At 45.4% G+C, this 26,953-nt stretch carries 13 protein-coding genes; 11 read left to right on the forward strand and 2 right to left on the reverse strand.

What is annotated here, in order from left to right; all coding sequences use genetic code 11:
- Nucleotides 1-143 precede the first annotated feature (143 nt).
- The 10 genes from L2748_RS17355 (at nt 144) to L2748_RS17400 (ending at nt 24,016) form a co-directional block, all read left to right on the forward strand.
- Nucleotides 144-1,010: a helix-turn-helix domain-containing protein gene (locus tag L2748_RS17355; protein ID WP_220782216.1), complete on the forward strand. Its 867-nt coding sequence runs from the start codon at nt 144-146 to the stop codon at nt 1,008-1,010.
- Nucleotides 1,010-9,298 (forward strand): eicosapentaenoate synthase subunit PfaA, encoded by an 8,289-nt coding sequence (gene pfaA, locus L2748_RS17360; RefSeq protein WP_220782217.1) that lies wholly within the window; start codon nt 1,010-1,012, stop codon nt 9,296-9,298. Before L2748_RS17355 ends, pfaA begins: the two co-directional genes overlap by 1 nt.
- A complete protein-coding gene (locus tag L2748_RS17365; protein WP_220782218.1) occupies nt 9,298-11,646 on the forward strand; it encodes a PfaB family protein in 2,349 nt (782 codons plus the stop codon). Before pfaA ends, L2748_RS17365 begins: the two co-directional genes overlap by 1 nt.
- Nucleotides 11,646-17,555 carry a hotdog fold thioesterase gene (pfaC, locus tag L2748_RS17370; protein ID WP_220782219.1) on the forward strand — a complete coding sequence of 1,970 codons (5,910 nt, stop codon included), beginning with the start codon at nt 11,646-11,648 and terminating at the stop codon, nt 17,553-17,555. Before L2748_RS17365 ends, pfaC begins: the two co-directional genes overlap by 1 nt.
- A gap of 197 nt (nt 17,556-17,752) precedes the next feature.
- Complete coding sequence (gene pfaD / locus L2748_RS17375) at nt 17,753-19,381, forward strand: eicosapentaenoate synthase subunit PfaD (RefSeq protein ID WP_220782220.1); 1,629 nt, start codon at nt 17,753-17,755, stop codon at nt 19,379-19,381.
- A 525-nt stretch (nt 19,382-19,906) separates the two neighbouring features.
- Nucleotides 19,907-21,484, forward strand: coding sequence for a sensor domain-containing diguanylate cyclase (locus L2748_RS17380; protein ID WP_246616207.1), 1,578 nt, complete (start codon nt 19,907-19,909; stop codon nt 21,482-21,484).
- Nucleotides 21,485-21,578: 94 nt separating this feature from the next.
- A complete protein-coding gene (locus tag L2748_RS17385; RefSeq protein WP_220782221.1) occupies nt 21,579-21,830 on the forward strand; it encodes a hypothetical protein in 252 nt (83 codons plus the stop codon).
- Nucleotides 21,831-22,598: 768 nt separating this feature from the next.
- A complete protein-coding gene (locus L2748_RS17390; RefSeq protein WP_220782222.1) occupies nt 22,599-22,979 on the forward strand; it encodes a YybH family protein in 381 nt (126 codons plus the stop codon).
- Nucleotides 22,980-23,072: 93 nt separating this feature from the next.
- Entirely contained in the window at nt 23,073-23,480 is a 408-nt protein-coding gene (locus L2748_RS17395; RefSeq protein WP_220782223.1) for a DoxX family protein, read from the forward strand.
- A gap of 77 nt (nt 23,481-23,557) precedes the next feature.
- Nucleotides 23,558-24,016, forward strand: a complete 459-nt coding sequence (locus tag L2748_RS17400) for a YybH family protein (RefSeq protein WP_220782224.1) — start codon at nt 23,558-23,560, stop codon at nt 24,014-24,016.
- 84 nt (nt 24,017-24,100) lie between these two features.
- Here L2748_RS17400 and L2748_RS17405 read toward each other — a convergent pair whose 3' ends face one another.
- A complete protein-coding gene (locus tag L2748_RS17405) occupies nt 24,101-25,003 on the reverse strand; it encodes a LysR family transcriptional regulator (RefSeq protein WP_220782225.1) in 903 nt (300 codons plus the stop codon).
- Nucleotides 25,004-25,210: 207 nt separating this feature from the next.
- Here L2748_RS17405 and L2748_RS17410 point away from each other — a divergent pair, with 207 nt between their 5' ends.
- Complete coding sequence (locus L2748_RS17410) at nt 25,211-26,194, forward strand: zinc-binding dehydrogenase (RefSeq protein WP_220782226.1); 984 nt, start codon at nt 25,211-25,213, stop codon at nt 26,192-26,194.
- Between the two features lie 141 nt (nt 26,195-26,335).
- Here L2748_RS17410 and L2748_RS17415 read toward each other — a convergent pair whose 3' ends face one another.
- Nucleotides 26,336-26,875, reverse strand: coding sequence for a TetR/AcrR family transcriptional regulator (locus L2748_RS17415; protein WP_220782227.1), 540 nt, complete (start codon nt 26,873-26,875; stop codon nt 26,336-26,338).
- Nucleotides 26,876-26,953: the final 78 nt, after the last annotated feature.

Consider the following 26,953-nt stretch of genomic DNA (forward strand, 5'->3'; position numbering starts at 1 on the left):
CCCCATCAGCTCAGGTAGTCTGCTGTGCCATTAGCTAAACAATATTGACTAGATAACGATAAAATGTGGCTTAGCGCTAAGTTCACCTTTACTTGCATCGTTATTAAGTCCCAACAGATTATTAACGGATACCCGCTAAACTGATGGCAAAAATAAATAGTGAACACTTAGAAGAAGCCAATATTACTTCGAATAAGTGTACGCAAATAGAAAATGAAGCTAGGCATCGCAATGCCACGACTACACCCGAGATGCGTCGATTCATACAAGAGTCGGATCTCAGTGTCAGTCAACTTTCTAAAATATTAAATATCAGTGAAGCCACCGTACGTAAGTGGCGCAAACGCGACTCTGTCAAAAACTGCCCCAATACTCCGCATCACCTCAATACCACGTTGACCCAGCTACAAGAATATGTGGTGGTCGGTTTGCGTTACCAATTGAAGATGCCGCTAGACACCTTATTAAAAGCAACACAAAAGTTTATTAACCCAAATGTTTCACGCTCTGGGTTAGCAAGGTGTTTAAAGCGTTACGGTGTATCTCGCGTCAGTGACATACAAAGCCCGAATGTGCCGATGCGTTACTTTAATCAAATCCCAGTGACTCAAGGCAGCGACGTACAAACCTATACCTTGCACTATGAAACGCTGGCTAAAACCTTGGCACTGCCAAGTACCGACGGTAACAATGTAGTGCAAGTGGTTTCACTGACTATTCCACCGCAATTGACCGAAGAAACACCCAGTTCAATTTTGCTCGGCATCGATCCTCACAGCGACTGGATCTATCTCGACATCTATCAAGATGGCAATACTCAAGCCACAAATCGATATATGACCTATGTACTTAAACATGGGCCATTCCATTTACGAAAGTTACTCGTGCGTAACTATCACACCTTTTTGCAGCGCTTTCCTGGTGCGACGCCAAATCGCCACACCTCAAAAGAAACGCATACAACAAACAACAAGACGCCTGACACTCAGGCACCCAGCGGAGACTCATAATGAGCCAGACCTCTAAACCTACAAAATCAGCAAACGCGACTGAGCAAGCACAAGACTCACAAGCTGATTCACGCCTAAATAAACGCCTTAAAGATATGCCAATCGCTATCGTTGGCATGGCAAGCATCTTTGCCAACTCTCGCTATTTGAATAAGTTTTGGGACTTAATCAGCGAGAAAATTGATGCGATTACTGAATTACCATCGACTCACTGGCAACCAGAAGAGTATTACGACGCTGATAAAACCGTAGCCGATAAGAGCTACTGTAAGCGTGGTGGTTTCTTGCCAGATGTGGACTTCAACCCAATGGAATTTGGCCTGCCGCCAAACATTTTGGAGCTTACCGATTCATCACAGCTATTGTCGCTGATCGTTGCTAAAGAAGTCTTGGCCGATGCCAACCTGCCTGAAGGTTACGACCGAGATAAAATCGGTATTACTTTAGGTGTCGGCGGTGGTCAAAAAATCAGCCACAGCCTAACAGCACGTCTGCAATACCCTGTATTAAAGAAAGTATTTGCTAACAGCGGCATTAGCGACACCGACAGCGAAATGCTGATCAAGAAATTCCAAGACCAATATGTGCACTGGGAAGAAAACTCATTCCCGGGGTCTTTAGGTAACGTGATTGCTGGTCGTATCGCTAACCGTTTTGACTTTGGTGGCATGAACTGTGTGGTCGATGCAGCCTGTGCAGGCTCACTTGCCGCTATGCGCATGGCGCTTACAGAGCTAACCGAAGGTCGCTCTGAAATGATGATCACCGGTGGTGTATGTACCGATAACTCACCGTCTATGTACATGAGCTTCTCAAAAACACCAGCCTTTACCACTAACGAAACCATTCAACCATTTGATATCGACTCAAAAGGCATGATGATTGGTGAAGGTATTGGCATGGTAGCCCTTAAACGCCTTGAAGATGCTGAGCGCGATGGCGACCGCATTTACTCTGTAATTAAAGGTGTGGGTGCATCATCTGATGGTAAGTTTAAATCTATCTACGCCCCTCGCCCATCGGGTCAAGCTAAAGCACTAAACCGCGCCTATGATGACGCTGGTTTTGCGCCGCACACTTTAGGTCTGATTGAAGCTCACGGAACAGGTACTGCAGCAGGTGACGCAGCAGAATTCGCCGGCCTTTGCTCAGTGTTTGCTGAAGGCAACGATAGCAAACAGCACATCGCGCTAGGTTCAGTGAAATCACAAATTGGTCATACTAAGTCAACGGCAGGTACCGCAGGTTTAATCAAAGCGGCCCTTGCACTGCATCACAAAGTGCTACCAGCAACGATTAACGTCAGCCAGCCAAGTCCTAAGCTTGATATTGAAAACTCACCGTTTTACTTAAACACTGAAACTCGTCCGTGGTTACCGCGTGTTGATGGTACGCCGCGCCGCGCGGGTATTAGCTCATTTGGTTTTGGTGGCACTAACTTCCACTTTGTACTTGAAGAGTACAAGCAAGAGCATAGCCGCGACGACAGCGAAAAAGCCAAATATCGTCAACGCCAAGTCGCGCAAAGCTTCCTTGTTAGCGCTAGCGATAAAGCGGCACTTATAAATGAGCTAAACACACTAGCAGCATCAGCCAGCCAAGCAGAATTTATTCTTAAAGATGCAGCCGCAAGCTATGGCGTGCGTGAGCTTGATAAAACAGCGCCACGTATCGGTTTAGTCGCTAGCACAGCTGATGAATTAGCAGGTCTACTCAAGCAGGCTATTGCAAAGCTAACAGCAACTGATGATGCATCATGGCAGCTACCAGGTGGCACAAGTTATCGCGCCGCTGCGATTGAAGGTAAAGTTGCCGCACTGTTTACAGGCCAAGGTTCACAATATCTGAATATGGGTCGTGACCTTACTTGTTATTACCCAGAGATGCGTCAGCAATTTGTAACCGCTGATAAAGTCTTTGCCGCCAATAAGAAGACACCGCTTTCTCAAACTCTGTATCCAAAGCCTGTATTTAATAAAGATGACTTAAAGGCCCAAGAAGCCATTCTGACCAATACCGCCAATGCCCAAAGTGCTATCGGCGCAATTTCAATGGGTCAATACGCCTTATTCAGCGCAGCAGGCTTTAATGCCGATATGGTAGCCGGTCATAGTTTTGGTGAATTAAGCGCACTGTGCGCTGCAGGTGTTATCAGCTCTGATGATTACTACAAGCTGGCCTTTGCCCGTGGCGATGCCATGGCGACTAAAGCACCGGCTAAAGACGGCGTTGAAGCTGACTCTTCACAGGATAATGGTAGCATGTATGCAATCATCACCAAGAGTGCAGCTGATCTTGAAACCGTTGAAGCCACTATCGCTAAATTTGATGGGGTGAAAATCGCTAACTATAACGCGCCAACTCAATCTGTGATTGCAGGCCCAACAGCAACTACCGCTGATGCGGCTAAAGCACTAAGTGAGCTTGGTTACAAAGCAATAAACCTACCAGTATCGGGTGCATTCCACACAGAATTGGTTGGTCATGCTCAAGCACCATTTGCTAAAGCGATTGACGCAGCTAAATTCAATAAAGCTAGCCGTGCACTTTATTCAAATGCCACTGGCGCGCTGTACGATGTTACCGCAGCAAAGATTAAAGCCTCGTTTAAGAAACATATGCTTCAATCAGTGCGCTTTACTAGCCAACTTGAAGCTATGTATGACGCCGGTGCACGCGTATTTGTTGAGTTTGGTCCGAAGAACATCTTACAAAAGCTTGTTCAAGGCACGCTGGCCAATACTGAAAATGAAGTTTGCACAATCTCTATAAACCCTAATCCTAAAGGTGATAGTGATCTGCAGCTTAAGCAAGCTGCAATGCAGCTAGCCGTTACCGGTGTTGTGCTAAGTGAAATTGACCCATACCAAGCCGATATAGCTGAGCCTGCTAAGAAGTCACCTATGAGTATTTCGCTAAACGCTGCTAACCATATCAGCAAAGCGACTCGCGCTAAGATGGCTAAGTCTTTAGAGACTGGCATCGTCACTTCACAAATCGAACATGTGATCGAAGAAAAAATCGTTGAAGTTGAGAAGTTGGTTGAAGTAGAGAAGCTCGTAGAAAAAATCGTAGAAGTCGAAAAGATTGTTGAAGTTGCAGCAGTTACATCAGGTAACGAGCAAGCCACTTATCATTCAACCAATGCAACCCCAGTTGAAGCCCATTCAGCTCAAGAGAATCAAGTAGTGTCTAAAAATAGTAAGCCAGCAGCGCATAATATTAGCAGCGATGCACTCAGCAACTTTTTTGCCGCCCAGCAGCAAACAGCCCAGCTACATCAGCAATTCTTAGCTATTCCACAGCAATATGGTGAGACGTTCACCACATTGATGACAGAGCAAGCTAAGCTGGCAGGTTCTGGAATTGCGATCCCTGAGAGCTTACAACGCTCAATGGAGCAGTTCCACCAGCTACAAGCGCAAACACTACAAAGCCACACGCAATTCCTTGAGATGCAAGCGGGCAGCAATATTGCCGCATTGAACCTGCTAAATGGCAGCCAAGCAACTTACGCTCCAGTCATTCACAATGAAGTAATTCAGAGTCAAGTGGTTCAAAGCCAAGTTGTTGCTCAACCTGCGATTGCAGCTCCGGTTAACACTACGCCAGTGCAGCCTACTCAAGCTCCACAAGCACAGCCTGCACCGGTAACAGCTCCAGTACAATCAGCTCCTGTTCAAACGGCTCCAGTACAAGTTGCTCGTCAAGCTGCGCCTGCTCAAGCGTCTATCGTTCCGACCCATACAAGTGTTGCAGCTACAACGCCTTCAGCCTTGAGCGCGCAAACAGCCTTGAGCGCTGCAAAGGTTCAAGCCACTATGCTTGAAGTGGTTGCCGAAAAGACCGGTTACCCAACTGAAATGCTAGAGCTTGAAATGGATATGGAAGCTGACTTAGGCATCGATTCTATCAAGCGCGTTGAAATTCTTGGCACAGTACAAGATGAGCTGCCGGGTTTACCAGAACTTAGCCCTGAAGATTTAGCTGAGTGCCGCACTCTCGGTGAAATCGTAGCGTACATGAACAGCAAACTTTCATCTGTTCCAGTTACTGCTTCTGCGACTATTGCACCAGCTGTAAACGGTTTGAGCGCTGAAACAGCCCTGAGCGCAGCAAAAGTGCAAAGCACTATGATGTCAGTGGTTGCTGAAAAGACTGGCTACCCAACTGAAATGCTAGAGCTTGAAATGGATATGGAAGCCGACTTAGGCATCGACTCTATCAAGCGTGTAGAAATTCTTGGCACAGTACAAGATGAGCTACCGGGTTTACCTGAGCTTAGCCCTGAAGATCTAGCTGAGTGTCGTACGCTTGGTGAAATCGTTAGCTATATGAACTCTAAGCTGTCTACAACTACAGCTGCGTCTCTTAATGTTGGTACCGCTGAAGGCTCTACTGTTTCATCTGCGACTGTTGCCCCAGCTGCAAACGGTCTGAGCGCTGAAACAGCCTTGAGCGCTGCAAAAGTGCAAAGCACCATGATGTCCGTAGTTGCCGAAAAGACTGGCTACCCAACTGAAATGCTAGAACTTGAAATGGATATGGAAGCCGACTTAGGCATCGATTCAATCAAGCGTGTTGAAATTCTTGGCACAGTACAAGATGAGCTACCGGGTCTACCTGAGCTTAACCCTGAAGATTTAGCCGAGTGTCGCACACTAGGCGAAATCGTGGCGTACATGAACTCTAAGCTGACTAATACAAGTGCCGCAGCGGCTCTTAATGTTAGTGCCGCTGAAGGCTCAACTCTTTCTGCAGAGACAGCCCTGAGCGCACAAAAAGTCCAAAGCACCATGATGTCAGTGGTTGCCGAAAAAACTGGCTACCCAACTGAAATGCTTGAACTTGGCATGGATATGGAAGCCGACTTAGGCATCGACTCTATCAAGCGTGTTGAAATTCTTGGCACAGTACAAGATGAGTTACCGGGTCTACCTGAGCTTAATCCAGAAGATTTAGCGGAGTGTCGTACCCTTGGTGAAATCGTGGCTTATATGAACTCTAAACTGGCTGATGGCTCTAAACTTTCATCTGTTACTGTTACAGTTTCTGCGACTGTTGCACCAGCTGCAAACGGTCTGAGCGCTGAAACAGCCTTGAGCGCTGCAAAAGTGCAAAGCACTATGATGTCAGTGGTTGCTGAAAAGACCGGTTACCCAACTGAAATGCTAGAACTTAGCATGGATATGGAAGCCGATTTAGGTATCGACTCAATTAAACGCGTTGAGATTCTTGGCACAGTACAAGATGAGCTACCAGGTTTACCTGAGCTTAATCCTGAAGATTTGGCTGAGTGTCGTACCCTTGGTGAAATCGTGGCTTATATGGGCAGTAAACTGCCAGCTGAAGGCTCTATGAACTCTTCGACTGTTGTTTCTACAACAGAGACGCCTGCAAACGGTCTGAGCGCTGCAAAAGTGCAAAGCACCATGATGTCTGTGGTTGCTGAAAAGACCGGTTACCCAACTGAAATGCTTGAGCTAAGCATGGATATGGAAGCGGACCTTGGTATCGACTCTATCAAGCGCGTAGAAATTCTTGGCACAGTACAAGATGAGCTACCGGGCTTACCTGAGCTTAACCCTGAAGATCTAGCTGAGTGTCGCACCCTTGGCGAAATCGTGGCCTATATGAACTCTAAACTGGCTGACGGCTCTAAGCTTTCTACAAGTGCCGCTGAGGGCTCAACTCTTTCAGCTAAACCAGCAGCTATCTCGGCAGAAGCAAGAGTAGAGCTTCCTCCTCATAGCGAGGTAGCGCTAAAAAAGCTTAATGCGGCGGACAAACTATCAGAATGTTTCGCCGCAGATAGTACGCTTGTGATCAACGATGATGGTCACAACGCTGGCGTGCTTGCCGAGAAACTGACTAAACAAGGTCTAAAAGTTGCTGTTGTGCGTCTTGCTGCTGGTCAGCCACAATCGCCACTTTCAAGTGACGTTGCTAGCTTTGAGCTTGCCTCAAGCCAAGAGTCTGAGCTTGAAGCCAGTATCAATGCTGTTATCGCGCAGATTGAAACTCAGGTTGGCAAAATTGCTGGCTTTATCCACCTGCAACCAGAAGCGAATACTGCCAAGCAAACAGCAGTCAACCTAGATGTACAAAGCTTTACTCACGTGAGCAATGCGTTCTTGTGGGCGAAGCTTTTACAACCAAAGCTCGTTGCAGCAGACGCTCGCCGCTGTTTTGTGACAGTAAGCCGCATCGACGGTGGCTTTGGTTACTTAAATACTGATGCACTAAAAGATGCCGAACTTAACCAAGCTGCATTAGCTGGCTTAACTAAAACCTTAAGCCATGAATGGCCACAGGTTTTCTGTCGTGCGCTAGATATTGCAACAGATGTTGATGCAACTCATTTAGCCGATGCGATCACTAGCGAACTATTTGATAGCAATGCTCAACTTCCTGAAGTGGGTATCTCTTTCGGTAAAAAAGATGAGCTAACTCGAGCGACCTTAGTTGCCGGAGAAGCTGCAGACAAAACAGCAAAAGCTGAGCTTAACAGTACAGATAAAATACTGGTGACCGGGGGCGCAAAAGGCGTAACCTTCGAATGTGCACTAGCACTGGCTAAACGTACTCAGTCGCACTTTATCTTAGCAGGCCGTAGTGAATTACAAGCTTTGCCAAGCTGGGCTGCAGGTAAGCAAACCAGCGAGCTAAAGTCAGCGGCAATCGCTTATATTATCTCGACAGGTCAAAAGCCAACGCCAAAGCAAGTTGAAGCCGCTGTGTGGCCAGTACAAAGCAGCATTGAGATTAATGCAGCCCTAGCCGCCTTTAGCGAAGTTGGTGCTTCAGCTGAATACGTCAGCATGGATGTTACCGACAGCGCAGCAATCACAGCAGCACTTAATGGTCGCTCAAATGAAATCACCGGCCTTATTCACGGTGCGGGCGTACTAGCCGACAAGCATATTCAAGACAAGACGCTTGCTGAACTTGCACGGGTTTATAGCACTAAAGTTAACGGCCTAAAAGCGCTACTCGCGGCACTTGAGCCAAGTAACATCAAACTGCTAGCCATGTTCTCATCGGCTGCAGGTTTTTACGGCAACACAGGTCAAAGCGATTATGCGATGTCAAACGACATTCTTAACAAGGCAGCACTGCAGTTCACTGCACGTAACCCACAAGCTAAAGTCATGAGCTTTAACTGGGGTCCTTGGGATGGCGGCATGGTTAACCCTGCACTTAAAAAGATGTTTACTGACCGTGGCGTATACGTCATTCCACTTAAAGCGGGCGCAGAGCTATTTGCCACTCAGCTACTAGCTGAAACCGGCGTGCAATTGCTAATTGGTACTTCGATGCAAGGTGGAAGCGATACAAAAGCAACTGAGACTGCTTCTGTAAAAAAGCTTAATGCGGGTGAGGTGCTAACAACATCGCATCCGCGTGCTGGTGCACAAAAAACACCACTACAAGCTGTCACTACAACGCGTCTGTTAACCCCTAGTGCTATGGTCTTCATTGAAGATCACCGCATTGGCGGTAACAGCGTGCTGCCAACGGTATGTGCTATCGACTGGATGCGTGAAGCGGCAAGCCACATGCTTGGTGCTCAAGTTAAGGTACTTGATTACAAGCTATTAAAAGGCATTGTGTTTGAGACTGATGCGCCACAAGAGCTAACGCTTGAGCTAACGCCAACAGGTGAAGATGCAACACTGAATGCGTTGATCAGCAGTAATGGCCGCCCACAATATCAAGCAACACTTGTAGGTAACATAACCACTGGGCACGCTAGCAAGCAGTTTAACTTAAACAAAGCTAAGGTGATCACCACAGCGAAGGAACTTTATAGTAACGGCACCTTGTTCCACGGGCCGCGCTTACAAGGCATCGAGTCGGTAACGCGTTTCGACGACCAAGGTCTAATCGCCAAGGTTGCCTTGCCTAAAGTTGAACTTAGCGATTGTGGTGAGTTTTTACCGCAAGCTCATGTCGGTGGTAGTCAGCCATTTGCAGAAGATCTATTGCTGCAAGCCATGCTCGTATGGGCTCGCCTTAAAACTGGCGCGGCAAGTTTGCCATCAAGCATTGGTGAGTTTATCTCAAACCAGCCAATGGCCTTTGGTGAAACCGGTACCATTGAGCTTGAAGTCATTAAGCATAACAAACGCTCACTTGAAGCAAACGTTGCGCTATACCGTGACAATGGCGAGTTAAGTGCCATGTTTAAGTCCGCTAAAATCACCATTAGCAAAAGCTTAAACCCGGCGTTTTTACCTGCTGCGCTAACAAAAAAAACGTTAGCAACTAACAGTGAGGCGAAATAGTGGAACAAACGCCTAAAGCAAGTGTGATGCCGCTGCGCATCGCACTGATTTTGCTGCCTGCGCCACAAATGAGTGCTGATAGTTTATCAGCACTCTTGCCTGAGCTTGCCACGTCAGGCTTGCTCTCTTTTGAGCCATCTAGCAACCAACAGCTGATTAATATCATTGTTGATGACGCTAATGGTGCGAGTGAGCAGGCAAACAATCGTTTCGAGCAGCAATTACAAACCACGGTTAACGCCATTAATGACGGCAAGCTGGTATTGTTCTCCAATAATCAGCAGGCTTTATTAATGCTACCCGCTCTTAAAGCGGCGCAATTACGCTTGCACCCACATGCGGTTCTCAGCGCTATGCAGACCAGTGCAGTAGAAACCAATTCCGTAGAACACAGTGCAACAGCAAAAAACAGCAATAACCATGAAAACGTATTAAGCGCCGCATTTGCCCAAGCAAAGCGCGAGCTTAATAGCGACTGTCATATTGAGTCTTACCAAGATCTCAGTAGCGCTGAGCAATTTTCTGCGGTGTATCAACTAATTGAAAAGTTGGCCACTCGCACCCATCATCGTAACCCAATCAACCAAGGCGTGGCGTTAGGCCCTAAGCAAGCAAAGAGTCATTTTTGGTTTAGCAACTTTCATCAAGCGCGAGTAGCTGCCATCAGCTTTACTGACAACGCCGCAGCAAAGTCAGCAAACGATTCAGCGATGAATGCAGTCACCACCAGCTATGTGTTAACACAAGGTACTGGCTTTATTGCGCCAAAATCTTTGCTTAATACCAATAGACTGATGTTTATCTTAGCTGGGCAAACACAGGCTGAGTTAAAAGCGGCATTAGATAAGCTAAGCAATGCGCTAACTCAAATTAGTAGCCTTGAGGCAAGCGAGCCAAATAGCCATGCTCGCCAACTTGCGCTACTAGATTTGATGCAAAATAATTTGCAGCAAGCCAGTGATAATTTTCAGCAGAACCAACAAGCGCCTCAAGGGCAAAGCCAGCAAGCCTACCAAGCTGTGTTGCAGGCAAGTTCGATTGAGAACTTACAACAAGAGCTAGATGCGTTTAATGATGCCCTAGCTAATCTGTTTGCGGACGCGAGTAATGCAGGGCTTATACAATATAAAACCCCTGCTGGCAGCTACTTTAGCAGCACACCGCTTGCAGCAAGCGCTAGCAAGCAGGCAGGCTTGGCTTTTGTCTACCCAGGCGTCGGCACGGTTTACGCCGATATGCTCAGCGAACTACACCAGTACTTCCCTGCCCTGTATGCACGTCTTGAGCGTGAAGGCGATTTAAAGTCGATGCTACAAGCAGAAGATATCTATCATCTTGACCCTAAACATGCTGCCAAGATGAGTTTAGGTGACTTAGCCATTGCCGGCGTGGGTAGCAGTTATCTATTAACTCAGTTGTTAGTTAACGAATTTAATATCCAGCCTGACTTTGCACTGGGCTATTCAATGGGCGAAGCGTCAATGTGGGCAAGTTTAGGTGTGTGGGAAAATCCTCATGCGCTCATTAATAAAACCCAAACTGACCCATTATTTACCTCAGCAATATCCGGCAAGTTAACCGCAGTTAGGCAAGCTTGGCAGCTAACAGAGCAAGATGCCGATATTGTATGGAACAGCTTTGTTGTGAGAAGCGAAGCCGCGCCGATTCAAGCGCTGTTAAATGATTACCCACGTGCTTACCTTGCGATTATTCAAGGTGATACTTGTGTGATTGCCGGTTGTGAGCAGCAATGTAAAGCCCTATTAGCAGCCTTAGGTAAACGTGGTATCGCCGCTAATCGTGTCACAGCTATGCATACCCAGCCTGCCATGCAAGAGCATTGCAATGTGCAAGACTTTTACCAGCAGCCACTTAAATCTGCACTGCCAAGTGATATCACCTTTATTAGCGCTGCAGACTTAACCGCTAAGCAAACGGTGAGTGAGCAAGCACTTAGCAGCCAAGTCGTTGCTCAGTCTATTGCCAACACCTTTTGCCAAACCTTGGACTTTACCGCGCTAGTACATCACGCACAAAACCAAGGTGCCAAGCTATTTGTCGAGGTTGGCGCAGACAGACAAAACTGCACCTTAATCGATAAAATCGCCAAGCAAGATAGCAAGAGTGCGCATCAGGCTTGCTGCACCGTGCCCGTTAATGCCAAAGGCAGCTCAGATGTCACCAGCTTACTCAAAGCACTGGGGCAACTTATCAGCCATAACGTGCCTATGTCACTGCAACCATTTATCGATGGACTCAAGCGCGAACAGGCTCGCTGCCAATTAGCGCTAGCCCATGACACTGTCGCATCGTCAAACGAACATCATTTACTGAGAGAGGAAGTCTAATGTCGTTACCAGACAACACTTCTACGCATACTTCAAGTAAGCAGGCTTCACATCCCAGCAAGCAAAGTAAAATTGCCATTGTTGGCTTAGCAACGCTTTATCCCGATGCAAAAAGCCCGCAAGAGTTTTGGCAGAACTTACTGGATAAACGCGATTCTCGCAGCACCTTAACCGATGAAAAACTCGGTGCTAACAGCAGCGATTATCAAGGTGTACAAGGCCAATCTGACCGCTTTTATTGTAATAAAGGCGGCTATATTGAAAACTTTCAATTTAACCCTGCTGGCTACAAGCTGTCAGAGCAAAGCTTAACTGGTTTAGATGACAGCTTTCTTTGGGCGCTAGACACCAGTCGCAATGCGTTAACGGATGCCGGAATTGATATCAACGGCGCAGACTTAAGCCGCACAGGGGTAGTAATGGGCGCTTTATCGTTCCCAACTACCCGCTCTAACGATCTATTTTTGCCGATTTATCACCGCGCGGTTGAAAAAGCGCTGCAGGATAAACTGGGCGCAAAAGCATTTAAGTTAAACCCAACTAATGCCCATACCGCGCGAGCGATAAATGAAAGCAGCCTAAACGCAGCCAATGGCGCCATTGCCCATAACAGCTCAAAAGTGGTTGCCGATGCACTTGGCCTTGGCGGCGCACAGCTAAGCCTAGATGCCGCCTGTGCAAGTTCAGTGTATTCACTAAAGCTTGCTTGTGATTACTTAAGCACTGGTAAAGCCGACATCATGTTGGCTGGCGCTGTGTCTGGCGCGGATCCTTTCTTTATCAATATGGGATTCTCGATTTTTCACGCCTACCCAGATCACGGCATTTCAGTGCCGTTTGATGCCAGCAGTAAAGGTTTGTTTGCCGGCGAAGGCGCTGGCGTATTAGTGCTTAAACGTCTTGAAGATGCTGAGCGCGACAATGACAAAATCTATGCGGTTGTCAGTGGTGTTGGGCTATCAAACGACGGAAAAGGCCAGTTTGTACTAAGCCCGAACCCTAAAGGTCAGGTAAAAGCCTTTGAACGTGCTTATGCCGCCAGTGACATTGAGCCAAAAGACATTGAAGTGATTGAGTGCCACGCAACAGGCACGCCGCTGGGTGATAAGATAGAGCTCACTTCAATGGAAACCTTCTTTGAAGACAAGCTGCAAGGCACTGATGCACCGCTAATTGGTTCAGCCAAGTCGAACTTAGGCCACCTATTAACTGCAGCGGGCATGCCGGGGATCATGAAAATGATCTTCGCCATGAAAGAAGGTTACCTGCCGCCAAGTATCAACATTAGTGATGCCATCGCTTCACCGAAAAAACTGTTTGGTAAACCAACCCTGCCTAGCATGGTTCAAGGCTGGCCAGATAAACCATCGAATAATCATTTTGGTGTGAGAAGTCGTCACGCTGGCGTATCGGTTTTTGGCTTTGGTGGTTGTAATGCTCACCTATTACTTGAATCATACAATGGCAAAGGCACTGTAAAGACAAAACCCACTCAAGCCACGCGTCAAGCTGAGCCGCTAAAAGTGGTTGGCCTTGCCTCACACTTTGGTCCGCTTAGCAGTATCAATGCACTTAACAATGCTGTGACTAAAAACGGTAACGGTTTTATCGAACTGCCGAAAAAGCGCTGGAAAGGCCTTGAAAAGCACAATGAGCTGTTAGCTGAATTTGGCTTAGCATCTGCACCAAAAGGTGCCTATGTCGATAACTTTGAGCTAGACTTTTTACGCTTTAAACTGCCACCTAACGAAGATGATCGTTTGATCTCTCAGCAGTTAATGCTAATGCGAGTAACAGACGAAGCGATTCGTGATGCCAAGCTAGAACCAGGGCAAAAAGTTGCCGTATTAGTCGCAATGGAAACCGAGCTTGAACTGCATCAGTTCCGCGGCCGGGTCAACTTGCATACTCAGTTAGCGCAAAGCCTTGCAGCTATCGGCGTGAGTTTATCAACTGATGAATACCAAGCCCTTGAAGCCATCGCCATGGACAGCGTGCTTGATGCTGCCAAACTGAATCAGTACACCAGCTTTATTGGCAATATTATGGCGTCTCGCGTGGCGTCATTATGGGACTTTAACGGCCCAGCCTTCACGATTTCTGCTGCAGAGCAATCTGTGAGCCGCTGTATTGATGTGGCGCAAAACCTCATCATGGAAGACAACCTAGATGCAGTCGTTATTGCAGCGGTTGATCTCTCAGGTAGCTTTGAGCAGATCATACTCAAAAACGCCATCGCACCGGTAGCAATCGAGCCTAACCTCGAAGCTAATAAATGGAATGTAGGTGAAGGTGCTGGCGCTGTAGTGCTTGTTAAAGATGAAGCGACATCTGGCTGCTCATACGGCCAAATTGATGCGCTTGGATTTGCTAAAACTGCCGAAACAGCTTTAGCAACCGACAAGTTACTGAGCCAAACTGCCACCGACTTTAATACGGTTAAAGTGATTGAAACCATGGCAGCACCAGCGAGCCAGATTCAATTGGCGCCAATGGCTGGCACTCAAGTTACTCATACCGCTGCTGAACAGCGCATTGGTCACTGCTTTGCCGCAGCAGGTATGGCAAGCCTATTACATGGCTTACTTAACTTAAATGCCGTAGCCCAAACCAATAAAGCCAATTGCGCGCTAATCAACAATATCAGTGAAAACCAATTATCACAGCTATTGATTAGCCAAACCGCTAGCGAACAACAAGCATTAACTGCGCGTTTAAGTAGCGAGCTTAAATCGGATGCTAAGCACCAGTTGGTTAAGCAGGTCACCTTAGGTGGCCGCGATATCTACCAACATATTGTTGATACGCCGCTTGCAAGCCTTGATGCTATTACGCAAAAGATGGCGCAAGCGACAGCATCAACTGTGGTCAACCAAGTTAAACCGATTAAGGCAGCTGGCTCATTCAAAACTGCTGAATCAGTAGAACCACAAATAACAATTGCAGCACAACAGACTGCAAACATTGGCGTCACCGCTCAGGCACCCAAACGTGAATTAGGTACCCCACCAATGACAACAAATACCATTGCTAATACAGCAAATAATTTAGACAAGACTCTTGATACTGCTACTGGCGATCTCGCTAGTTTCCAACACAATCAACAGCTCACTCAGCAAGCTCATTTAGCCTTTTTAGAAAGCCGCAATGCCGGTATGAAGGTCGCTGACGCTCTGTTAAAGCAGCAGCTAGCCCAAGTAACAGGGCAAACTATCGATAATCAGACCGTCGATATTCAAGCCATCGATGCTCAAGCTGTAACACTTGCTGCAACTCATACTCCAACGCAAGCTGCACCAGTGCAAAGCAGTGTTGTAGAGTTAAAGCCTGATCACGCTAACGTGCCGCTTTACACGCCACCAGTACCAGCGTTAAAGCCGTGTATCTGGAACTATGCCGATTTAGTTGAGTACGCTGAGGGCGATATCGCTAAAGTATTTGGCAGTGACTATGCCATTATCGACAGCTACTCACGCCGCGTACGCCTGCCGACCACCGACTATCTGTTGGTATCGCGCGTGACTAAGCTTGATGCAACCATGAATCAGTTTAAGCCATGCTCAATGACGACTGAATACGACATCCCTGTTGATGCGCCGTATCTTGTAGATGGGCAAATTCCTTGGGCAGTAGCAGTTGAGTCTGGTCAGTGTGATTTAATGCTTATCAGCTACTTAGGCATCGACTTTGAGAACAAAGGCGATCGCGTTTATCGACTACTTGATTGTACCCTCACCTTCTTAGGCGACTTACCACGTGGCGGCGACACACTGCGCTATGACATTAAGATCAACAACTATGCCCGCAATGGCGACACCTTGTTGTTCTTCTTCTCGTATGAATGTTTTGTTGGCGACAAGATGATCCTCAAGATGGATGGCGGTTGTGCCGGCTTCTTCACTGATGAAGAACTTGCCGACGGTAAAGGCGTAATTCGCACTGAAGAAGAGATTAAAGCTCGCAGCTTAGTGCAAAAGCAGCGCTTTAACCCACTACTTGATTGCCCTAAAACTCAGTTTAGCTATGGCGATATTCATAAGCTATTAACGGCCGACATTGCGGGATGTTTTGGCCCAAGCCACAGTGGCGCTCACCAGCCGTCACTATGTTTTGCATCTGAAAAATTCTTAATGATTGAACAAGTCAGCAAGGTTGATCGCACTGGCGGTACTTGGGGTCTAGGTTTAATCGAAGGTCATAAGCAGCTTGAAGCAGACCACTGGTATTTCCCTTGTCACTTTAAGGGCGACCAAGTGATGGCTGGCTCTTTGATGGCAGAAGGTTGTGGTCAGTTGCTGCAGTTCTATATGCTCCACCTAGGCATGCACACCCAAACTCAAAATGGCCGTTTCCAACCACTTGAGAACGCCTCACAGCAAGTACGCTGTCGCGGCCAAGTGCTACCACAATCTGGCATGCTAACTTACCGTATGGAAGTGACTGAAATCGGTTTCAGCCCGCGCCCATATGCTAAAGCTAACATTGATATTTTGCTCAACGGCAAAGCTGTGGTGGATTTCCAAAACCTAGGGGTGATGATTAAAGAGGAAGATGAGTGTACTCGTTATCCACTTTTGACCGAATCAACAACGGCTAGCTCTACACAAGTAAACGCTCAAGCAAGTGCGAAAAAGGTATATAAGCCAGCATCAGTAAACGCACCATTAATGGCGCAAATACCCGATCTGACCAAAGAGCCAAACAAGGGCGTTATTCCGATTTCCCACGTTGAAGCGCCAATTACGCCAGACTACCCGAACCGAGTACCTGACACAGTACCGTTTACGCCGTATCACATGTTTGAGTTTGCCACGGGTAATATCGAAAACTGTTTCGGCCCAGAGTTCGCTATCTATCGCGGCATGATCCCGCCACGTACCCCGTGTGGTGACTTACAGGTGACCACTCGTGTTATCGAAGTCAACGGTAAGCGCGGCGACTTTAAAAAGCCATCATCGTGTATCGCTGAATATGAAGTACCTACTGATGCATGGTATTTCGATAAAAACAGCCATGGCGCGGTGATGCCGTACTCGATTCTAATGGAGATCTCACTACAGCCTAACGGCTTTATCTCAGGTTACATGGGTACAACCCTTGGCTTCCCAGGCCTTGAGCTGTTCTTCCGTAACTTAGACGGTAGTGGTGAGCTGCTACGTGATGTTGATCTGCGCGGTAAAACTATCCGTAACGACTCACGTTTATTATCAACCGTTATGGCGGGTACTAACATCATCCAAAGCTTTAGCTTCGAGCTAAGCACTGACGGCGAGCCTTTCTATCGCGGTACTGCGGTATTTGGTTACTTTAAAGGTGACGCGCTTAAAGATCAGCTAGGTCTAGATAACGGTAAAGTCACTCAACCATGGCATGTAGCTAATGGCGTAGCGGCAACCACTAAAGTGAACTTGCTTGATAAGAGCGGTCGTCACTTTAACGCGCCAGCTAATCAGCCGTATTACCGCCTAGCCGGTGGTCAGCTGAACTTTATCGACAGCGTTGAAATTGTTGATAATGGCGGCACAGAAGGTCTAGGTTACTTATACGCTGAGCGCACCATTGACCCAAGTGATTGGTTCTTCCAATTCCACTTCCACCAAGATCCAGTTATGCCAGGTTCACTTGGTGTTGAAGCGATTATTGAAACCATGCAAGCTTACGCTATCAGTAAAGACTTGGGCGCAGGATTCAAAAATCCTAAATTTGGTCAGATTTTATCGAACATTAAGTGGAAGTACCGCGGTCAAATTAATCCGCTGAACAAGCAGATGTCGATGGATGTGAGCATTACTTCAGTTAAAGATGAAGCTGGTAAGAAAGTCATCACAGGTAATGCCAGCCTAAGTAAAGATGGTCTGCGCATATATGAAGTATTTGATATAGCCATCTGCATCGAAGAGGCTTTATAAACCGGAGTGAGTGACTGGCTATTTTACTCAATTTCTGTGTCAAAAGTGCTCACCTATATTCATAGGCTGCGCGCTTTTTTCTGGAAATTGAGCAAAAGTATCTGCGTCCTAACTCGATTTATAACAATGGTTTTATAGAAAAGAACAACAGCTAAGAGCCGCAAGCTCGATATAAATAATTAAGGGTCTTACAAATAATGAATCCTACAGCAACTAACGAAATGCTTTCTCCGTGGCCATGGGCTGTGACAGAGTCGAATATCAGTTTCGACGTGCAAGTGATGGAGCAACAACTTAAAGATTTTAGCCGTGCCTGCTACGTGGTAAACCACACAGAGCAAGGCTTTGGTATTGCGCAAACTGCCGATATCGTGACCGAACAAGCGGCTAACAGCACAGATTTACCAGTGAGTGCGTTTACTCCTGCATTAGGTACAGAAAGCCTAGGCGACAGTAACTTCCGCCGCGTTCACGGTGTGAAATACGCTTACTATGCTGGCGCAATGGCGAACGGCATTTCATCAGAAGAGCTAGTTATCGCATTAGGCCAAGCAGGCATTTTGTGTTCATTTGGCGCAGCAGGTCTTATTCCAAGTCGCGTTGAAGCGGCGATTAATCGTATTCAAGCGGCGTTACCCAATGGTCCGTACATGTTCAACCTTATCCATAGCCCAAGCGAGCCGGCACTAGAGCGTGGCAGCGTTGAGCTATTTTTAAAACATAAGGTGCGCACCGTTGAAGCCTCAGCTTTCTTAGGCCTAACGCCGCAAATCGTTTATTACCGCGCAGCAGGCTTAAGCCGCGATGCACAGGGTAAAATCGTCGTTGCCAACAAAGTTATCGCTAAAGTCAGCCGCACCGAAGTGGCTGAAAAGTTCATGATGCCAGCGCCTGCTAAAATGCTACAAAAACTAGTAGATGATGGTTCTATAACCGCAGAGCAGATGGAGCTGGCGCAACTTGTGCCAATGGCGGACGACATCACCGCAGAAGCCGACTCGGGTGGACACACGGATAACCGCCCGCTAGTGACACTACTACCAACGATTTTAGCGCTGAAAGAAGAAATTCAAGCCAAGTACCAGTACGACACTCCAATTCGTGTCGGTTGTGGCGGCGGCGTTGGTACACCTGATGCAGCGCTGGCAACATTTAACATGGGCGCGGCCTATATTGTTACCGGCTCTATCAACCAAGCTTGTGTTGAAGCCGGTGCAAGTGACCACACCCGTAAGCTACTTGCTACAACTGAGATGGCCGATGTGACTATGGCGCCAGCAGCAGATATGTTCGAAATGGGCGTAAAACTGCAAGTGGTTAAGCGTGGCACCCTATTCCCAATGCGCGCTAACAAATTGTATGAGATCTACACCCGTTACGACTCAATTGAAGCCATTCCATTAGACGAGCGTGAAAAGCTTGAGAAACAAGTATTTCGCTCAAGCCTAGATGAGATTTGGACAGGCACTGTGGCGCACTTTAATGAGCGTGACCCTAAGCAAATTGAACGTGCAGAGGGCAACCCTAAGCGTAAAATGGCACTGATTTTCCGTTGGTACCTAGGGCTTTCAAGCCGCTGGTCAAATTCTGGCGAAGTGGGTCGTGAAATGGATTATCAAATCTGGGCAGGTCCAGCACTTGGCGCCTTTAACCAATGGGCAAAAGGCAGTTACTTAGATAACTATCAAGACCGCAATGCTGTCGATTTAGCTAAGCACTTAATGTACGGTGCTGCGTACCTAAGCCGTATTAACTCGCTCACAGCTCAGGGCGTTAAAGTACCAGCACAGTTACTGCGCTGGAAGCCAACTCAAAGAATGGCTTAAAGTCAGCCTTGAGCGGCTCGTAGGGAGCAGAGAGTAGAAAGTCAGCCTTGAACTGCTTTTATAAAAAGGCAAATCTATCTAAAAGCCACTAATGTTATTAGTGGCTTTTTGTTTTCCAGCACATATAGAAAGTACCCGAACAGCAACTTCAATAAAGATCTAGGCTAAAAGCAGCTTAATCACATTTAAGCGAAGACCACTTGAACAGCTACCAGCCTTGCAAGTGTGTTTTTATATTGCCGAAAGGTAATTAACACTGCCTACAAACTTATTGGAAATACAACTCATTTGTATTAACTAAAAATGAGCAAGTTCCTCAGTAAAACAATAAGGTATCTGCTTTATCTAGGTCTAAAAATTGGCTAGAGATTAGTTAATGAGCTTTACTCATAATATGGGTCTGTTTTACCGAGGTTTCTCATTATCGTAAAAATACACTCTCGAACCTTTAATCAATTACAACTTAGGCTCTCTGCTGCCATTTTTATCTTATTTGCTAGCGCAGTATTCGCCTTTCGGTTTTGGGTGCAACTGCCATTAATAGAGAACTCATTAGTTAAGTTATCAGAGCAAGAACTCACCTCATTAAGTTACGCATTTCAGCAAATGAGAAAGCCGCTGCAAACCATTAATTACGACTATGCAGTATGGGACAGAACCTACAGCTATATGAAGTCAAACTCCGCCAGCGCCAAAAAGTACTATGAAAAACACGAGTACTCTGACGATACATTCAAAAGTTTAAAAGTCGATGGTGTGTTTATCTTTGATACTCAAAATCTGCCTGTGTTTAGCAAAGGTTTTAATCATAGAAATGATATACCGCTTACCTTTGAGTTAATGGATTTTAAACGCCATCCGCAAAACATTGCTCTGTCTCCACAAACCAAGCAAGCTTTCCCACCGATTAGTAGCCCTTTAGACTCGCCCAATGATGTGCCTTCGATTCACGGCGTTATTGCCACTCGATATGGTCCGGCAATTTATAGCTCAACCAGTATTTTAAAATCTGATCGAAGCGGCGCCCAACTTGGTTATCTAGTCTTTATTAGGCTAATTGATGAGGGCTTTATAACTGAGTTATCACAATACACCGCAGCTGGTGTTGAAATGGCAATGGCTGATGCAACCGATGCTAACCTAACCCGCTTAGGCGCAAATACTAAGCTCAATAAACTGACCGCCACATCAGAGCGACTAATCACCAATGTAGATGGAAAACCTTTGTTAAAGTTGGTGCTTTACCATACCAATAACCAGCCACCGCCAATGCTAGATTACAGTGTATTTATTCTATTGGCCGAAATGTCATTGCTGCTTATTCTTGCTTACTTCTTATATTCCTATTTATTAATCAATCCAGTGAGAAAACTCGCAGCGGATATTAAAGAAATGGATAAAAGCCGTGATATTAAAAAGCTAAAGTATCACTACCCTATTACTGAACTTGTCAAAGTCGCTACCCATTTCAACGCCCTTATGGGCACGATTAAAGAGCAAACGAAACAACTGAATGAGCAGGTCTTTATTGATAAATTGACCAATATTCCAAATAGACGAGGCTTTGAGCAACGACTCGAAACCTATTGCCAACTGCTTGCTCGTCAACAAATCGGCTTCACTTTAATCATTGCTGACGTTGACCATTTTAAAGAATACAACGATACCCTTGGCCACTTCGCAGGAGATGAAGCATTAATCAAAGTAGCACAAACCCTATCGCAGCAGTTTTACCGCGCAGAAGATATTTGTGCCCGTTTTGGTGGTGAAGAGTTTATTATGTTATTTCGAGACATCCCTGATGAGCCATTGCAGAGAAAACTCGATGCTATGCTGCACTCTTTTACTGAACTTGCACTGCCGCACCCAAGCTCTGCAACTGCCGACGTTGTTACCGTTAGCCTAGGGGTTTGCAAAGTCATTGCGGTAGAAGATTTTCAGTTTCGAAGTGATGCCAATATTATTGGCCGTCAAGCAGCTTTGTTAGCTGATAAAGCCTTATACAAAGCAAAATCGATGGGACGTAACCAATATACCAAGGTAGAAGTATCTGTTACTCAAATAGAGAACCTTGAACAAGATACCCCAACCAACTTACCTTAGCTTACAGCTGATTTACCTCTTTCATTAGTTCAATCCTCTACAGTAATACCGACAAAGTTATGTCAAAATAACTGCGCATCACTTGAGGAGTATTATGGCTAAGCCTAACAAAAAAGGTCCAACACAAACGGTTGAGATCTTCTGCGCAAAATGCAAAACCCAACTGTTTAAATATCGAAAAGGCGGCAAAGGGGTACTGGTAAAGTGCTTTAAAGAACGTATTGTCGAAGATTACACGCAAACACCCTGCCAATGCCCAAGCTGCGCGCAAATTTTTGCACGTGATACGCTTATTCGCGGTGCGCCTGCGTTCAAGATGGTTGGTGGTAAAGTAACAATGAAGTAGTCGCCTTGCAATGAAGGCTGATTACATTTTTTTGGATCGTTGCTACAGGAGTGCTCATTCTAAATTGTCACTTTAGAGTGGTTAATCGCCTACCGCCGGTGCTGGACAGGATATCCGAATGTCGTGATCACATGGTCAATGATGTTCCCTACATAATAATGACATTCCCCATATCCCTATGGGTCAGATGTGAAGGAACGACCTTAGGTGCAAACACTGCTAAAGCACGCCTCAAGTACGTATATGTAGGCTCAACGAAAACAAACAACATCCCTATTTAAACGCCTGTTCGGCATCAATGCCTCTCGTTCGAGAGCTTGATAACTTCGTTATCTCTCACCATGTCATGAACGGTCACGGCCGTATCTACACTTGATAATAGGAGTAACCATTAGGTTGTAGAGTTTGGTTTCTAACTCGAAAATGCCCCAAAATCAGTCATACAAACTATATGATAAGCGGGCTAAATAATATTTCTCCATAGTTAAACTAATGTGCAGTTGGGCATTCTTCTAGTAAATCGTTCTTACCTACCTCCTTTTAAATATCGCCACAATAACGACAAGCACGTAAGTCACCTTTCCAAATATGGAATAACCATTTTCGAAATGCCGGTCTAATCAAGCTCTCCTTTCTTGGTTAAAGTAGCCTCACTTACTTGAGAGCGACATGGCAAACATCTTTATTGCCAGTCGGGATTAAGTTTATTAAACACTCATTTTTATAACCTAGCCTTTAGCTAATGAAAATATTTATTAGGAAAAAAACATGAACACTGAAATTGAACAACTTATCAATCGTTACGCACAAGTATTAAATAATGCCGACACGAGTATTTTGAGCGAGGTTTTCACTACTGACGCTGTCTTTATTGGCCAGCCCTTTCCTACAGCGACAGGTATTGAAGCGATAGAGGCTACCTATAAAGCCTTTCTTTCACAACTCAATTTTAAAGTGCAGTTTGAAGTGACGGAAGTAGAACTAGGGGAAAGCATTGGTTACTTACAAACTCGCTCTTATGGTTCGATTGTGCCCAAAGGGCAGCAAGCTGATGGTGAAGAAGGCAATCGTGAGATGTTCATTGTAAAAAAAATAGACGGTAACTGGAAACTACATCGTTATATTTTTAACGCCGAAATCAACGCATAAACAGCTTACCGCTGTAAACAATCTATAGAGAGCATCTTGGCTAGGTGCGTAAAGCAAAGCCTTAGCCTAGATGTTCACAAATCGGAAAATAACATGAAAACGACAACATTCACTACACCACAAAATACCGCTTTGCTCATTGGCAGAGTATGGATAGTCGCGCTATTTATGATCTCTGGATTAGGCAAAATTAGTGGCGTTGAAGCGACTCAAGGCTACATGGCTGCAATGGGAATGCCAACCAGCTTAATATGGCCCGCTATTACACTAGAGGTTGGAGGCTCACTTGCCGTGTTGTTGGGATTTTTTACTCGCCCATTAGCCTTGCTATTTGCGATTTACTCAGTGATATCAGCATTGGTATTTCACGCTAATTTTGATGATCAAATGCAAGCCATTAACTTTTGGAAAAATATCTCTATCGCTGCAGGATTCATTTTCCTTTGGGTGAGTGGACCTGGACGTTACAGCCTTGAGGCTTGGTTAGCCGATAGAAAGTAAATATACATCGCGCTGTTAGCTAAGTTCACGTTACTAAAAATAAAGGTAAAATTATGTTCCCCATGTTTAGTCCATTTATGAAATTTATACTGCTGTTATTTGTCTCGATCTTTATCAGCAGTGCGAGTGCTGCAACTGCCAATAATGAGGCTGGTGGAGACTATATACAGATAACTCAGTTGGTTAAAGAGTACCAACAAGCACTCAATGATGGTAACGGCGCAGTAGTAAGAGAGTTGTATACTTCCGATGGTTCGTTTGTGGGGCAAGGCTTTCCTACCGCGCAAGGTAGTGATGAGATTGTCGCTTTATATACAGACTTTTTGTCAAAACTAGATTTTAATATTCAGTTCGATATAAAAGAGCTGAAATTGGGAGAAGAGTACGGATTTTTACGCACTGCATCTCATGGCACTATCGTTCCTAAGGGAGTAACACCTTCGAAGCAAGAGGGTAATCGTGAAGTCTTTTTACTCAAGAAGGTTGCTGGTCATTGGAAGTTCTACTATTACATCTTTAATGCCGAGGTAAAGTGAATCTAATCAATCTGTCAAAATAGCCTCTAAGGTAATCCCTTAGAGGCTATTTTGACTATAGGGTCACTCGCCTTTTTCTAAGCTTCACTTATCCAATAGATTGAAAAGCGAATCGTCTTGACTGTGTTTCGCACAAAATTCGATACAGAAATCGATATAAGTTTTGGCAATGTTCGATAAGTATTTACGAGACGGATAAAGTAGGTGCAGATCAAACGGTGGCAAAGGGTATTCAGCTAGCAACTCCACTAACTCACCACTCTTGATAAATTTATTGACCATTGTCGGTGGTAACTCACTGATCATGCGCCCTTTACGAACCATCGCTAAAATAGGAGCATAATCATTACAGGCAAACTGTGGTGTAATAGTTATTTTTTTATCTCCCAAATGCCAATAATCGTCACCAAGACGATTTACGAATGCGGCCAATGGTAAATCAGTTAGATCATCAGGTGTCTTTGGTGTTGAATGCTGCTGTAAAAATTCAGGGCTAGCCACAAGCACATGTCGATAACTACCTAATTTACGGGCTACTGCGAGTTGATGCTTTAGCTCGCCAACTCTTAATACCACATCAATTCCATCTTCTACAAAATCAATCCTACGCGTGGTGCAAATAACCTCTAACTTTACTTTAGGGTACCTTTGATAGAACTCATCAATGAGCTGCTCCCAAGCATTCACATTCGGGGGAATGGAGATCCGCAGTGTTCCTGATAGATTGTCTTGGCTCTCTTGCATTGCAACGTGCCCAGCGGCTATCTCCTCAAAACCACGAGATGCAAAAAGGTAGAGAGTTTTACCTGCATCGGTGAGATCTAAACTGCGTGTTGAGCGCTCCAGTAATCGCTGATCTAATTGCGACTCTAACTCACTGATACGACGGCTAATGGTTGATACGGGTGTGTGTACCTTTCTCGAAGCGGCAGAGAAACTACCTTGCTGAACGACATGAACAAATAATTGTAGTGAGTTTAAATCCATATGTTACCCCTGCTAATTTAGCCGCAGAATTTGGTGATAAGCGATTGATATTATCCTTTGAATATAGGTTAGTTTTCGTAGTATTACACTCACTATTCCAAATATGGAAAGATGGTTCTCATATTCATGGACTAATCAGCCCACTAATACTCGATTATTATTCTTCCCGTTCTCAACAATTACCAATTAACGATTAGGAATATAATCATGAAAGCAATCGTAGCGTTACAACCTGGCAATGCAGATGCATTAGAACTTCGCGATATTGAGGAACATCAAGTTCAAGAGGGAGAAGTAAAAATTAGAGTGAAAGCATTTGGTCTCAATAAAGCCGAAAGTTATTACCGCAGCGGAAACTACGGCACTTTTGTTGCCAATCAAGCGTTAGGTATTGAAGCCGCGGGCGAGATAGTTGAAGACCCAAGTGGTGAATTTAAATTCGGCCAAAAAGTGGTGACAGCAATGGGCGGCATGATGTTTACACGTCACGGTAGTTACGCTGAATATGTGACGGTACAACGAGATAATGTTGTCGCTATAGAAAGTCAACTTTCATTTGAAGCATTAGCCGCATTACCAGAGTTATATTTAACTGCTTGGGGGGCACTTGATGGCAACTTAAAAATCGAAGCAGGACAAACCCTATTGATACGAGGTGCAACATCAGCGCTAGGTATGGCAGCATTGACTTACGCCAAAGCTAGAGGGCTGACGGTGTTAGCAACAACGAGGCAAACTAGCAGTGTTGATAGGCTTAAAGCACTGGGGGCCGAACATGTATTTATTGACGATGGTGAGGTCGCAAAGCAGGTACGTGAACTTTATCCTGATGGAGTCGATAACGCACTAGAAATTGTCGGTGCGGCGACAGTGACAGACACGATGCAAGCCATTCGTTTATGGGGCCAAGTGGTTGTTGTTGGCTTGTTAGGCGGCGCGCCAGTATTAAGCAGCTTCAATTTAATGGGTGACCTCCCCAATACGGTTAAACTTAGTTTTTTTGCCAGCGGTTTACTAGGAAGTGATGCTCTACCGTTGCATGAATCGCCAATTAATTGGATTGCCGAACAAGTTGAAAGTGGCACAATGCCAAGCATCGTTAGTAAGGTGTTTAACTTCGATGAAATCCAAGCTGCTCATCGTTTACTTGATAGCAATACTGCATTAGGTAAAATTGTGGTAAAAGTATAACTCCACTCGCTTATGCGAGGACGTTCATGCAGCCTCTACAGCTCCTGTATTTATTGCAGGAGCAATTTACCTATCAAAAGAAAAATAGCTATTTTCTAATCAGTGAGGTCAGCTTCTTTTATCATTCGGTATTAACTTATATTACTTTTTACGGATCGACTTCTCTAATAGAGAAAAAAGCTGAGTAAACTCTTCTTCTATAGATTCAGACTTCCAATCTAATGCATGAAGAGGATGGTGGTAACGAACTGTACCAAAAAATAGACAACGAGCGATGACTGTACAATCATTAATTTCAAAGCAACCTTCGTCTACTCCATCCTTCAAAATACCTTCAATCTGACTTAATAAAAAAAGAACATGCTTCGATTTAACATGCTCAGGAGTTTCTCTTGCCAGGTGTAAATATGATTCAAAAAGTTCTGGGTCACCATTGAAAATACTTCGTTTTATTTTCGTCAACATTTGAAACCATTCACGCAGTTTTAAATCTGCACTCTCTTGTTTACTTATAATAGTGGTTAACGGTGCTGTTACCTGCGCTAACCACCTAAGAGTAATTGCTTCATGTAGCTCAGCTTTAGTCGAAAAATGTCGATAAACCGTTCCGTGACTTACGTTAAGGGCACGTGCAACATCAATAACCGTCGTTTTCTTTGGTCCAAACTTTTGTAGTGGCATAGTGAATTTGGACACCAAGATGTAAGGGGTATAATCCCCATCTAAACACAAGGTGAACAAATGACCCGTAAATCAAAA

Origin of the sequence: Shewanella sairae, assembly GCF_023283535.1 — a bacterium.
Taxonomy (GTDB): Bacteria; Pseudomonadota; Gammaproteobacteria; order Enterobacterales; family Shewanellaceae; genus Shewanella; species Shewanella sairae.

What these genes read in the sequence shown, in the direction of transcription:
- L2748_RS17355 (WP_220782216.1), top strand. Translation starts at nt 144, where the DNA reads ATGGCAAAAATAAATAGTGAACACTTAGAAGAAGCCAATATTACTTCG.
- pfaA (WP_220782217.1), top strand. Translation starts at nt 1,010, where the DNA reads ATGAGCCAGACCTCTAAACCTACAAAATCAGCAAACGCGACTGAGCAA.
- pfaC (WP_220782219.1), top strand. Translation starts at nt 11,646, where the DNA reads ATGTCGTTACCAGACAACACTTCTACGCATACTTCAAGTAAGCAGGCT.
- pfaD (WP_220782220.1), top strand. Translation starts at nt 17,753, where the DNA reads ATGAATCCTACAGCAACTAACGAAATGCTTTCTCCGTGGCCATGGGCT.
- L2748_RS17385 (WP_220782221.1), top strand. Translation starts at nt 21,579, where the DNA reads ATGGCTAAGCCTAACAAAAAAGGTCCAACACAAACGGTTGAGATCTTC.
- L2748_RS17390 (WP_220782222.1), top strand. Translation starts at nt 22,599, where the DNA reads ATGAACACTGAAATTGAACAACTTATCAATCGTTACGCACAAGTATTA.
- L2748_RS17395 (WP_220782223.1), top strand. Translation starts at nt 23,073, where the DNA reads ATGAAAACGACAACATTCACTACACCACAAAATACCGCTTTGCTCATT.
- L2748_RS17400 (WP_220782224.1), top strand. Translation starts at nt 23,558, where the DNA reads ATGAAATTTATACTGCTGTTATTTGTCTCGATCTTTATCAGCAGTGCG.
- L2748_RS17405 (WP_220782225.1), bottom strand. Translation starts at nt 25,003, where the DNA reads ATGGATTTAAACTCACTACAATTATTTGTTCATGTCGTTCAGCAAGGT.
- L2748_RS17410 (WP_220782226.1), top strand. Translation starts at nt 25,211, where the DNA reads ATGAAAGCAATCGTAGCGTTACAACCTGGCAATGCAGATGCATTAGAA.
- L2748_RS17415 (WP_220782227.1), bottom strand. Translation starts at nt 26,875, where the DNA reads ATGCCACTACAAAAGTTTGGACCAAAGAAAACGACGGTTATTGATGTT.